Source organism: Corallococcus macrosporus (genome assembly GCF_017302985.1).
Taxonomy (GTDB): domain Bacteria; phylum Myxococcota; class Myxococcia; order Myxococcales; family Myxococcaceae; genus Corallococcus; species Corallococcus macrosporus_A.
The window spans coordinates 24,700-36,734 of record NZ_JAFIMU010000002.1 but is presented as its reverse complement, the minus strand read 5'-3'; the positions used below and the strand labels follow the sequence as shown (position 1 = coordinate 36,734).

Below are 12,035 nucleotides of genomic sequence, written 5' to 3'. Positions count from 1 at the left end.
AGCCATGGAGGGTAACTCCGAAAGAGTCTCGCGCAACATTGTTAGCGTCCGCGTCACCCACCCACGCCCCCCACGCGGAACCAGGTGAAGGACTCCTCGCGCACGCGTCCTTCGGCCACCAGCTTCTCCAGCGAGGCCAGGGCGCTGCGCTCCGCCACCGGGTGCAGGAGGGGCGGCGTGTCCGCGTAGGCCGTGGCCACCACCTCCGCCAGCGTCGCGCCCGTCGCGGGCACCGCGTCCAGGATGAGGGCCTCGCGCTGGGCGCGGTGGCGCAGGTACTCGTTGAGCTTGCCCGGGCCGTCCGGCACCGGCGAGCCGTGCGCGGGGTACAGCGTGGTGATGGGCCAGTCGCGCAGCCGCTTCAGCTGCTCCAGGTAGTCCACCATGTTGCCTTCGGGCGGGTCGATGACGATGGAGCCCACGCTCGCCACCATGTCGCCCACGATGGCGGACTTGCTGCGCGAGTCCACCAGGCACAGGTGCCCGCGCGCGTGCCCCGGCGTGTGCAGCACGTGCCAGCGCTGCGGCATGGAGCCGTCCAGGTTCAGCACCTCGCCGTCCTCCAGCAGCCGCTCCACCGGGAAGTCCAGGCGGTCCGCCGTGCGCGCGTGGCACCAGAGCGGGATGCCCAGCCGCTCCTTCACCGCGAACGCGCCGCCCACGTGGTCGCCGTGGTGATGCGTGAGCACCACCGCCACCGGCCGGGCGCCTTCCGCCTTCAGGCCCGACACCAGCGACAGCAGCTTCGCGTACTGCTTCACGTCGGATGAACCGGGGTCCACGATGAGCAGGTCGCCCGTGCCCAGCACGTACGCGTTCGTGTGCGTCGCCGGGGGCAGCGTGGGCGTCTCCAGCGCCACCACGCGCACGCCGCGCTGGAACTCGATGCGCTGGGCCACGTAGCCCGGGCAGTACGGCGGCGTGCACAGCTTCGCTCTCGCGTCGGACTCGTCCGTGAACTCCGACAGCACCTGCAGCGCGTGCTGCGCGGGCGGATGCAGCAGCGCCGTGCCGTCGCTCCAGCGCGACAGCCCGTCCTCCGGGCGGATCCACGCGCCTTCGGTCAGCTCACCGGGGATGATGCTCGCGGCGGCGCCCTGCGGCAGCTCCACCAGGTAGAAGCGCGTGTCGAAGCGCACCGGGATGGCCGGCGGCGTCACCCATCTCCCCGCGGGCTTGAGGTCTTCCGCGCGCAGGGACAGCGTGTGGCGCACCAGCCACTCGCTCCACTTCACCGTGCCCGCGAGCAGCGCGGCCCGTCCCTCCTCCAGCACCTGCGGCGACAGCGCCCGCGCGCCTTCCGCCACCAGCACGCCGGCCTCCTCGAACAGCTCGCGCGCCGCCGCGGAGCGCAGCGCGGCCTCTTCACCTTGCGCGCCCTGCACGGGCACGTCGTGGTCGTCGGCGTCCAGCTTGCCGCCGGGGAAGGCTTGGAAGCCGCCCGCGAAGGTGAGCGCGCGCTCGCGCTTCACCCAGAACACCTCCACGCCCGCATGCGCGCGGCGGTAGAGGATGACCACCGAGGAGGGCCGGGGCTCCACGGGGGTGTGGGGCCCGAAGAGGCCCATGCCGGGAAGGGGCTCGCTCATGGTTGCACCGTCGTCCTTCAGGATTGCGTCGTCTGGCCGAGCAGCCGGCCCATCATCTCGCGCGCCCGCTCCGCCTGGTCCGGCCGGACATAGAGCCGCGTCAGTCGCACCGCGCCACTGTAGCGCTGGTAGAGCGGCGTGTAGCGCGCCACCTCCGTCAGCCTGCCCGTGGACACGTCCAGGATGAACAATCCCGGGCTGGCCCCGGTCGCGTTGGACCCCACGTACTTGCTGAGCGCCCCCTTGGACTGCACGGTGTAGTGCTCGAAGCCGCCGCTGGTGAGCGCGCTGCTCAGCACCTCCAGGTCATAGCCGGTGTCGCGCTCCGTGAACTGCGCCAGCAGCTTGAAGCCCTGCCGCCGGCTGATGCGCTCCGCCCACCGGTTCTTCGAGCGGCGCAGCGTGTACCAGAGCGCCGCGTCGTCGCAGAGGAGGAAGGACTCCGGGTCGTGGGGAATCTCGAACTCGCCGGGCGTCTCCTCGTAGTACCGGCGCAGCATGTGGTCGAAGTTCACCGACGTGTGGTGCAGGTACACCGACACGAACATGTGGTAGCGGCTGAGCAGGAAGTCCTCGAACGCGAACGCCGCCGCGCGCGACAGGGCCAGCACCGCGCGCCCGTCCTTCACCGCCGGGTTCAGGTTGGAGACGATCCAATCCATGTCGTACCGGCCGTAGTTCACGCCCGTGTAGAACGAGTCGCGCAAGAGGTAGTCCATCCGGTCCGCGTCCAGCTCGCCGGAGACGATGGCGCGCAAGAGCGGCGTCCAGTCCACGCCCTTGTGCGTGAAGCCCGGGTCCTTCGGCGGCTTCGCGCCGGTAATCAGCGCCACCGCCGCCATGGGGGTGATGCCGCGCGGGCCGAACTCCTTCTGGATGATGTCCGTCAGCGAGCTGTCCAGGAGCAGCTTCGCCGTGTAGTCCTCGTGGGTCGCCTGCTCTCCTTCCGCCACGGCGTCCAGCCAGCCGGGCAGCCGCAGCAGCGAGCGCCGGGGCGCGATGCGCTCGGACGCGTGCGACAGGGGCATGTGCCCCAGGTCATGACAGAGCACCGCCAGGCGCACGGCGGTGCAGAAATGTTCACGCACATCGTCCGGCAGCTCGGAGCGGCTGGCCACGGCGTTGAAGACGCGCGAGGCGACGTACATGGCGCCCAGGCAGTGGGCGTGGCGGGTGTGGGTGGCGCCGGGGAAGGCCATGTCCCCGAAGCCCAGCTGCCGCACGTAGCGCAGGCGCTGGTAGAAGCGGCTGTCGATGACGGCCTTCTCCGGGTCGCTCACCGGGATGACGCCGTGGATGGGGTCGCGAATCCGCATGTCGTCCTTGCCGGGCCCCTGCACACACAAGAGGCCCGGAACTGCTCCTACAGGTCACCCACCGTAGCGCATACCCTGGCAGGCGGTAGCCCTGTGAGGGACCGACCGGCCACCATGTCACAGGCTGGGAAGGTCCCTGGGGACGTGCTAACCCTCGGGTCACTCCGAATGCACATCATCCTGCTGCACAATCGTGACCACGACCTCCTCGAGGACGACCCCGGGCGCGAAGCCCGCGAGGACGTGGTCCGGGTGGCCGAGAGCCTGGCCCATGCGCTCAGCCGGGACGGCGTGAACGCCGAGCCGCTCGCCATCGAAGGCGACAAGCTGGACTTCGTGGAGGCCCTGCGCTTCCTCCAGCCCGACCTCGTGGTGAACCTCTGCGAGTCCCTGGCCGCCGACAGCCGCGGAGAGATGGCCGTCCCCTGCCTGCTGGACGCGCTGGGCCTGCCGTACACCGGCTCGTCCGCCCTGTCGCTGGGCCTGGCGCTGCACAAGCCCAAGGCCAAGGACATCCTGCGCGCCCACGGCGTCTCCACGCCCGCCTCGTTCCTGGTGAAGAAGCGCGAGGATGCACTGGCCGTGGACCTGCCGTGGCCGCTCATCGTGAAGCCCGCGCGCGAGGACGCCAGCGTGGGCATGGACTTCGACTCCGTGGTGACGGAGCGCTCGGCGCTCGTGCGGGCGTGCGAGTCCGTGCTGCGCACCTTCCACCAGCCCGCGCTCGTGGAGCAGTTCATCCCGGGACGCGAGGTCTACGTCCCGCTGTTGGGCAACAATCCCCGTCAGGCGCTGCCGCTGACGGAGATCCACTTTGGCCGCGCGTTCGACAACCGGCCGAACATCGTGTCGTACCGGGCCAAGTGGGAGGAGGCGTCCCCCGAGTACCGGGACTCGCCCACCGGGCCCTGCCGGCTCGACGCAGTGCAGGAAGCGCGTTGCATCCAGACGGCGCTGGAAGCATTTGCAGCGCTGGACTGCCAGGACTATGGACGCGTGGACCTTCGGGTTTCCCCCGAGGGTGTGCCGTACGTCATCGACATCAACCCCAACTGTGACCTGCACCCGGGCGCGGGGTTCGCGAAGGCGGCGCAGGCCGCCGGCATGGACTACGCGGCCCTGGCCTCCCGCATCGTGGAGGTCGCGATTGAAAGGACCCATGGAAATCCGCACGCTCGAAAGAAAGGACCGGGAGCCGCTCGCCGCGCTGATCCGGCGAATCGAAACCTTCTCGCAGGAGGAGCAGGACTGCGCCATCGAGCTGGTTGACATCGCGCTCACGGCGGGCAACCGCGACTACACCATCCTGGTGGCGGACCGCGGTCAGGACGGGGGCGGGCTGGTGGGCTACTGCTGCTACGGCCCCACGCCGATGACGGAGAACACCTTCGACCTGTACTGGATCGCCTCCGCGCCGGAAGTCCGGGGCCAGGGCATCGGCGCCGGGCTCATCTCCGCCATGGAGGCCGACCTGCGCCGCCGCAAGTCGCGCATCATCCGCGTGGAGACGAGCGCCACGGAGGCCTACGGTCCCACGCGCGGCTTCTACGCGTCCATGAAGTACGGCGAGGAAGCCCGCATCAAGGACTTCTACAAGCAGGGCGACGACCTCATCATCCTGACCAAGCGCCTGTAGTCACACCCGCCAGGAGCGGGCAGATGCCTTCCATGAACCGACCGATGCGACGCACCCGTCTGGGATTGTTGAGCCTGCTCGCCCTGCTGACAGGGGCACCCTCCCCCGCCTGGGCCCAGGCGCCCGCCGCGCTGAAGAACCAGGCGAAGGCCGCGGCGGCCAAGGCCCAGGCGAAGACGCCCGGCGCCCCGCAGGCGCAGGAGCAGGTGTCCGACGTGCTGAAGGCCCCGCGCCCCAAGGGCGGCGAGTACTTCGGCCTGTATCTGATGGACAAGAAGGTGGGCTGGTTTTTCACCGACCTGACGGCGCTGCCGGGCAACAAGGTGCAGAGCATCAACGAGCTCATCTTCAAGGCGCAGGTGGGCACGCGCGTGTCGGAGCGCGTGCACCGCGAGGTGCGCGTCTATGAAGCGAAGCCGGGCGGCAAGCTGCTGTCCTTCACCGTCACGCAGAAGGGCGACGGCGGGGACAACGAGCTCATCGGCACGGTGACGGGTGATGCGTTGCGCGTGGTGCGCAAGCGCCCGGGCCAGCCGGATGAGGTGCTCAAGCCGCTGCCCCTGCCCAAGGAGACGGTGGAGGACGCGGACCAGGCGCGCGTGGCGCTGCTTCGCGGCCAGAAGGTGGAGGGCGTGGCGCTGGACGGCACGGACCTGGAGGGCTACCGCACCGTCACGACGGTGGAGGCGCCCGAGGAGCAGGTGCTGGGCGGCGTGAAGGTGAAGCTGTCGCGGGTGAGCACGCTGTCGGACAAGGAGAAGGTGCCGGTGGCGGCCTTCCTGACGACGGACGGCAAGATGGTGCGTGTGGACTTCGGCCAGACGATGCAGGCGCGCGCCGAGTCCGAGTCCGTGGCGAAGCGGCTGGACCTGGTGGAAGTGTTTGGCCTCACGCGCGTGGTGCTGCCGCAGCCGCTGCCCGCGAAGGCGCGCGAGGTCCCCGGGCAGGTGAAGCTGGTGATGAAGAACCTGCCGGAGAAGTTCCAGCAGGACACGTACCGGCAGAAGTACAACCGGCTGCCGGACGGCCGCGTGGAGGTGACGCTGCTGGCGGCGCCGCCTTCGCCCAAGGGCCGTCTGCCCCGGCCGGTGGCGGACCCCGACAAGGGTGAGAACCTCAAGTCCACGCTCGCGGTGGAGGCGGACGCGCCGGCCATCAAGGCGCAGGCGAAGAGCATCATCCGCGAGGAGAAGGACGCGTACACGGCGGCGCGGATGCTGTCCGCGTGGGTGTACAGCAACCTGCAGAAGGACTACGGCGCCAGCGCGGACCGGGCCACGGACGTGCTGCGCCAGAAGAAGGGCGACTGCACGGAGCACTCGCTGCTCACGGTGGCGATGCTGCGCGCGTCCGGCATCCCCGCCCGCCGCGTGGACGGCGTCATCTACATGGTGAACTCCGACGGCGTGCCCGCGCTGTACTGGCACGAGTGGGTGGAGGCCTACGTGGGCGAGTGGACCCAGCTCGACCCCACCTTCAACCAGCCCGTCGCGGACGCGACCCACTTCTACGTGGGCTACGAGGGGAACGCGGAGATCACGCCCCTCATCGGTTCCTTGCAGGTCACGGACGTGAAGTAGTCCGCGCTCGCGTCCCCGAGGCCGCGCTTTTCAGTGGCCCGGGGCCGCCAGCAGGCGCTCCGCGAGCAGGCCCGCCTCGGTGATGGGCCGCTCGCAGACGAAGCCGCGGCAGAGGTACGCGGCGCCCTTCCCATCCACCGGCTCGCGCCCCTCGAAGAGCTCCTGGAGGCGCGGGGGCGGCGGGGCGCTGGTGTCGTGCCAGCCGAAGGAGAACACCGGCGCGTAGGTGCGGTTCGCTGACGCCAGCAGCGGGGCCACGGTCTCGCGCGTGCCCGCGAAGGTGACGCCGGACGCGCCGTCCACCAACGAGTCCGCCGCGAGCCCCAGGTGGCCGTAGCCCATGGGGTTTCGCACCAGTTGGTCGTGCAGCTTGGCGACGTAGTGCTCCGGGTGGTCCAGGTGGCACACGTCGCCGGTGAGCGCGGACAGCGTCACCTGCGCCTCCGTCAGCGTGGACGCGCCGGAGGGGAACGCGTTGTCGAAGAGGGAGAAGGCCGCCACCACCAGGTCCTTCTGTCCGCGGGGCGCGGAGAGGTACGCCTGCTTCTCCTCGTCCCAGAACAGCTCCACCGCGCGGTGCGCGAGCGCGTCCGCCGCGTCCAGGTACTTCGCGTCGAACGTCGCCTGGTAGAGCGCGGTGAGCCCCGCGGCGAAGTCGCCGTAGTCCTCCAGGAAGCCGTCGATGCGGCCCTGGCCGTGCTGGTACGAGCGCAACAGCCGCTTACCGTCCCACATCTTCGCGAGCACGAAGTCCGCCGCGTCCGCCGCGAGCTTCGCCCAATCCGGCCGGTTGAACACGCGCGACGCCAGCGCGAGCCCGCGGATCATCAGCCCGTTCCAGCCGGCCAGGATCTTGTCGTCGCGGCCCGGCTTCACGCGCTGCTCGCGCAGGAGGAAGAGGACGCGGCGCGCCTCCGCCAGCTCCTTCTCCACGGCCTCCACGGGGCGGCCCTGCTCCTTCGCCAGCTGCTCCACGGAGACGACGACCTCCAGCACCGTGGCGCCGTGCTCGAAGTTACCGCCGGGCTTGATGCCGAAGTGGCGCAGCACGGTGTCCGCCTGCTGTCCCACGGCCAGGGCCGCGCGGACCTCCTCGGGGCGCCAGACGAAGAACTTCCCCTCCTCGCCTTCACTGTCCGCGTCCTGCGTGGCGTAGAAGCCGCCGGCCGGGTCGGTCATCTCGCGGCGGACGTACTCGACGGTCTCCTCCACGACCTTGCGCCAGAGCGGCCGTGACTCCACCTGCTCCGCCTCCGAGTACAGGTGCACGAGCTGGGCGTTGTCGTAGAGCATCTTCTCGAAGTGGGGCACCAGCCAGCGCTCGTCCACGGAGTAGCGGTGGAAGCCTCCGCCCAGTTGGTCGTAGATGCCGCCCAGGGCCATGCGCTCCAGGGTGCGGAACACCGCCGCCTTCATGGGCTCGCCGCCGCCGCGGCGCCACGCGCGCAGGAGCAGCGCGACGTTCATGGGGTTGGGGAACTTGGGGGCGTTGCCGAAGCCGCCGTTCACCGGATCCATGCGCTTGAGCATGGACTGGCCCATGGCCACGATGTCCTCCGCGGACAGGTGCGCGGGGGCGGCGTCCAGACCGTGCGTGGACAGCTCACCCAGGCCCTCCTGGAAGCGGCTGGCCTGCTCTTCGATGTCGCTGGCCTTGTTCACCCACGCGTCGCGCAGCGCGGAGAGCAGGCGCGGGAAGCCGGGGCGGCCGTAGCGGTCCGACGGGGGGAAGTAGGTGCCACCGTAGAAGGGGCGCAGGTCCGGCGTGAGGAACACGGTGAGGGGCCAGCCACCACCCTGCCCCATGAGCTGCACGACGCCTTGATAGATTTGGTCGAGGTCGGGGCGCTCCTCGCGGTCGACCTTGATGTTGATGAAGCCGTCGTTCATCAGGCGCGCGATGTCGGGGTCCTCGAAGGACTCATGCGCCATGACGTGGCACCAGTGACACGCGGAGTAGCCCACGGAGAGCAGGATGGGCTTGTTCTCCGCGCGGGCGCGGGCCAGGGCTTCGTCCCCCCAGGGGTACCAGTCCACGGGATTCGTGGCGTGCTGGCGCAGGTACGGCGACGGCTCCTGGGCCAGACGGTTGGTATGTCCAGAGGGGGGATGGTCGTCCATGGGGTGCTCCCGGTGTGCCGCGGCTTCGAGGCCCTTCACATTGTGAGCCTGGGTGCGCGGGGGCAAGCTGAAATGGCCTCACTCCCTGCTGGCCAACGGCCTCCCGGTGAGATTTGTCAGGGGGCGTGCGTGCGTCCGCCCACTCCAGCCCCGGCCCGGGAATGAAGACGTGCCTCGTCCTGGTGGCACTGGGTGTAGGGGTGCGGCTCGCGCTGGCGCTGGGAACGGACGTCTACTTCGACGAAACCTATTACTGGCAATGGGCGCGGCATCTCGCATGGGGATATTTCGACCATCCGCCGATGGTGGCGTGGCTCATCGCCGCGCTGGGCATCCGGGGGACGGCGCTCCTGTGCGGGCTGGGCACGGGCGTGGCGGTGTGGGGGCTGGCGCTGGACGTGTATCGCTCCAGGGACGCGGCCTGGCGCGCGGTGGCGCTGTGGAGCGCAGTGCCGGTAGGCATCCTCTCCGGAGTCTGGGCCACGCCGGACTCGCCCATGCTGCTGTTCTGGGCGCTGGGGTTGTGGGCGCTGTACCGCGAGAAGTGGGTCCTGGCGGGGCTGACGTGTGGCCTGGCGCTGCTGTCGAAGTACCCGTCCGTGTTGCTGGGGCTCGCGTTCATGGTCGCGGCGCTGCGGGCACGGAGGTTGCCGGCGGGGGCGTGGCTCACCGCGGGGCTGGGGTTGCTGTGCTTCCTGCCGGTGGTGTTGTGGAACGCGAGCCATGACTGGGTGGGCTTCAAGTTCCAGCTGAACCACGGCCTGGGAGGAAGCGGAGGCTGGGCGACGTTCGGCGAGTACGTCGCGGGACAGTTCGCCATGGGAGGGCCGGTGCTCTTCCCGCTGGCGCTGGTGTACGCGGTGCGCGGGCCGAGGGAGCAGTTCCTGCTGCGCATGGCGGCGGTGATTCCGCTGCTGTTCTTCGGCTACGCGGCGGCGAAGACGCGGGGCGAGGCGAACTGGCCGGCGGCGGCGTACGTGGCGGCCTGCATCGGCGTCGCGGGGATGCGGCCGGTGTGGCAGCGGGCAGCGGCGTGGAGCGGGATGGCGGTGGTGCTGGCGGTGACGTCGCACCTGCTGTTCCCGCTGCTGACGTTCGAGCGCGACGTGGTGCTGGCGAGGACGCACGGCTGGGGCGTGCTGGAGCGACTGAGGACGCCGGAGCAGTTGTTCCCAGGCATGACGCCAGGTCCCACGGCGGTCTACGCACCCACGTACCAACTGGCCTCACAGGTGGCGTACGCGACGGGCGCGGAGACGGACACGGTGGGCCCGTCACGGCGCAAGAGCCAGTACGACGTCTGGCCTGAGCTGGAGTTGAAGCCCGGGCAGGACGTGCTGTGGTGTTCGGAGAATGGCGCGGCGCCTCCGGCGGAGCTGGTGCAACGCTTTGGGGCGGTGGAGGGTCCCGTGAAGCTCACGGGCGTCTTCCGGAGCCGCAGGCTGCACACATTCACGGTGTGGCGGCTGCGGACGCTGAAACCCGCCGTGCAGCCATAGTTACTCTTCGCCGCGGAGCCAGAACCAACGCCCCTGGGACCGAAGCGCTCCAGCCAGGAACTCCTGAAACGAGCTGGAGATCCGCGTGCAATATTCAGGGTCAGGGAACGCTTCGTTGTAGCCATCTCGAATGGCGTAGCGCCCCGCTTCCTGGTGGCTCACGTCGAGCAGGATGTAGTTGCTGTCCCGGACCTCGCAGATGGCATACCAGGACGGCGGGCCCGCCTGCTCCGTGTCCTCGTCGCGCATGACCACTCGCGCGCGAGCAATCCGTGACAGTGCCAGGAACGTGAAGGCGGGATCGACGAAGCCGAACGTGGGGTCCCGCTGGGCGAACAACTTGGCCCCATCACAATGCAGGTAGAAAGCACGCAGGTCCGGATCCAGGCGCCAGCCCACGCGCTGCTCGAACGTGTCCAATTGCTCCAGCGTCGCAGGGGGATTGGGAGCGTGGCGGCGCGATATCTCCCCAAGCAGCGCTTTCATTGCCTTGTGCCTACTCTCCATAGGGGTAGTCCGTCCCCACAGTCGTCCATGGAGGCGAGTTCGCGTAGCATTGGTTGTAGAGCTTGAAGAGCGTCTGATGGATGTCCTTTGGAAACGGGATGATGTTGTCCCAGTCCGTGGGATTGCCACCATGCCAGAGGTCCCGGATGTGATGCCCCTCGTAGGGGGTTCCATTCTCCGAAGGCCATGCTCCAAACCGCTTTGCCCACTGCTCTCGGAACGCAGGACGGCTGTCGTCCCACTTGTCGCGGGCGGCCTTGTTCAGGGCAGGGCTGAGCGTTCCGTAGTTGCAGCAGCAGTTCGTCATCCCGAACCGGCTCCCAGCGCGAACGACCGTACCTTCAAAGTCCATCTTCACGTCCGCGAGCCACATACAGCCCTGGAGAGCATGGCCGCTCCCAGCGCACTTCTCTCGGCAGTAGGTCATGAACTGCGAGCTGCACTGCCACGGGCCATAGTAGACGACGGTGCGAAACTGCCCGCCACCAGGCACCGCCACCAGGCACCGCCACCAGCGGCCCCACCCACTTCCGGACCGACCCAGGGGCCGTGGGCGTGGGCCCTTCAGCACATGCCGAAAGCAGCAACGCTCCAAGCAGGAGCGTTACTGAACGCCACGCGGGCGCGTTTCCCATCGCGGAGCGGATCATTCCGGGCTGAGGAACTTGTTCACGACCGGGTTGTCGTTGGAGTCCCAGCCCAGCACGCCCAGGTACATGCCCCGGCGGCCTCCGTCGTCGGTCTGCGCGTCGAAGTTCACCGGGCAGGGATCGCTGCCGCACAGCCAGCCGTGGAAGAAGATGCGCTGTCCGCCGTCGAGCGCCGCGGCGATGTCCGCGCCGCCAGGACCGCACACGCCACCGGTGTTGCCGTCCGTGAGCAGCAGGTGCTGCGTGACGGTATTAAAGGCATTCGTGCCCAGGCCCTGTGCCCGCATCCAGATGGTTTCGTAGGTGCACTTGTTGTACGGCCCACGCGAGGCGAACAGGATGTAGTCCCCAGCGCGCTTCACCAGGACCGGGTTCTCCACGATGCGGTCCGAGCGCAGCAACTGCCGGCTGGTCGCGCCGCTGGCCACGTGCGTACCCGCCGCATTGAGCCGGACGATGCGCAGCGACGAGGGCAACTGCTGCGTCTTGTAGAGCAGGAAGCGCGTGCCATCGCTGTCCTTGAAGCCAGACGGGTCGATGACACCGGCGTTCGTCAGCGGACGGCCCGGCACGTTGTCATCCGGGGCAGGCGTATTCGCCAGTCCCGGACAGACCAGCGGCCCGCCCGAGACCGGAGTGAACGGCCCCAGCGGCGAACTGGCGGTGGCCGCCCCGATGCAGCGCTGGTTGTCGTCCAGTCCGTCCACGGGAGCGGCGAAGTAGATCACCCACTCGTTCCCGCTGATCCGCTCCAGGTCCGGGGCCCACATGACGCCGCTCGTGGCCCACGAAGGCTTCGCCGTCAGGGCCGGCCCTTCCGCCGCCCAGGGACCTGTGCCGATGTTGCCCTGGGCCGATGGAACAAGGCCGCCCGTCGACATGCCGTAGAACTGGTCGTTGTGGCTGACCACCGTCGGGTCGGCGAACCCGCCGCCGCCCGGAGCGAACACGGGCCGGGGCGCAGCACCCGCGAACATGGGGATGCTGAAGCAGACAACGAACGCGCCAAGGGCGCAACGGCGGGGTGACGTCATGGGGAAGATCCTCCTTGACGTCACGTACTAGATTCTCTGATTAAGCTGAATAGCAACCTATTTCGAGTTTTCCAAACTCAACTTGAGTGGGCACGAAGGATGC

General features: G+C 69.1%; 10 protein-coding genes. 4 read left to right on the top strand and 6 right to left on the bottom strand.

All coding sequences use genetic code 11. The features are described 5' to 3' along the window. Positions 1 to 53 precede the first annotated feature (53 nt). Together JYK02_RS00585 and JYK02_RS00580 are read right to left on the bottom strand one after the other, a co-directional pair. Positions 54 to 1,589: an MBL fold metallo-hydrolase gene (locus JYK02_RS00585; protein WP_207047907.1), complete on the bottom strand. Its 1,536-nt coding sequence runs from the start codon at positions 1,587 to 1,589 to the stop codon at positions 54 to 56. A 17-nt stretch (positions 1,590 to 1,606) separates the two neighbouring features. Continuing rightward, on the bottom strand, positions 1,607 to 2,905 hold the full coding sequence (locus tag JYK02_RS00580; RefSeq protein WP_207047906.1) for an HD domain-containing protein: 1,299 nt from the start codon (positions 2,903 to 2,905) through the stop codon (positions 1,607 to 1,609). A gap of 168 nt (positions 2,906 to 3,073) precedes the next feature. On the opposite strand from JYK02_RS00580, the gene JYK02_RS00575 reads away from it, so the two are divergent. Genes JYK02_RS00575 through JYK02_RS00565 form a run of 3 tightly spaced genes read left to right on the top strand, consistent with a single transcriptional unit; the run spans position 3,074 to position 6,121 of the window. Beyond that, positions 3,074 to 4,174, top strand: a complete 1,101-nt coding sequence (locus JYK02_RS00575; protein ID WP_207047905.1) for a D-alanine--D-alanine ligase family protein — start codon at positions 3,074 to 3,076, stop codon at positions 4,172 to 4,174. Then, positions 4,065 to 4,541 (top strand): GNAT family N-acetyltransferase, encoded by a 477-nt coding sequence (locus tag JYK02_RS00570; protein ID WP_207047904.1) that lies wholly within the window; start codon positions 4,065 to 4,067, stop codon positions 4,539 to 4,541. Before JYK02_RS00575 ends, JYK02_RS00570 begins: the two co-directional genes overlap by 110 nt. A gap of 44 nt (positions 4,542 to 4,585) precedes the next feature. After that, positions 4,586 to 6,121, top strand: coding sequence for a transglutaminase-like domain-containing protein (locus JYK02_RS00565; RefSeq protein WP_242588280.1), 1,536 nt, complete (start codon positions 4,586 to 4,588; stop codon positions 6,119 to 6,121). 30 nt (positions 6,122 to 6,151) lie between these two features. On the opposite strand, the gene JYK02_RS00560 is transcribed toward JYK02_RS00565, so the two are convergent. Further along, on the bottom strand, positions 6,152 to 8,242 hold the full coding sequence (locus tag JYK02_RS00560; protein WP_207047902.1) for a thioredoxin domain-containing protein: 2,091 nt from the start codon (positions 8,240 to 8,242) through the stop codon (positions 6,152 to 6,154). Between the two features lie 125 nt (positions 8,243 to 8,367). On the opposite strand from JYK02_RS00560, the gene JYK02_RS00555 reads away from it, so the two are divergent. Continuing rightward, positions 8,368 to 9,741 carry an ArnT family glycosyltransferase gene (locus JYK02_RS00555; RefSeq protein WP_347402397.1) on the top strand — a complete coding sequence of 458 codons (1,374 nt, stop codon included), beginning with the start codon at positions 8,368 to 8,370 and terminating at the stop codon, positions 9,739 to 9,741. Here the strand turns inward: JYK02_RS00555 and JYK02_RS00550 are convergent, their stop codons facing one another. The 3 genes from JYK02_RS00550 to JYK02_RS00540 all read right to left on the bottom strand — a co-directional run bounded on the left by JYK02_RS00550 (position 9,742) and on the right by JYK02_RS00540 (position 11,932). Continuing rightward, entirely contained in the window at positions 9,742 to 10,227 is a 486-nt protein-coding gene (locus JYK02_RS00550; protein ID WP_207047901.1) for an SMI1/KNR4 family protein, read from the bottom strand. It abuts the gene before it with no gap. Positions 10,228 to 10,237: 10 nt separating this feature from the next. Next, positions 10,238 to 10,747 carry a hypothetical protein gene (locus tag JYK02_RS00545; protein ID WP_242588279.1) on the bottom strand — a complete coding sequence of 170 codons (510 nt, stop codon included), beginning with the start codon at positions 10,745 to 10,747 and terminating at the stop codon, positions 10,238 to 10,240. 147 nt (positions 10,748 to 10,894) lie between these two features. Continuing rightward, positions 10,895 to 11,932, bottom strand: a complete 1,038-nt coding sequence (locus JYK02_RS00540) for a glycoside hydrolase family 43 protein (protein ID WP_207047900.1) — start codon at positions 11,930 to 11,932, stop codon at positions 10,895 to 10,897. Positions 11,933 to 12,035: the final 103 nt, after the last annotated feature.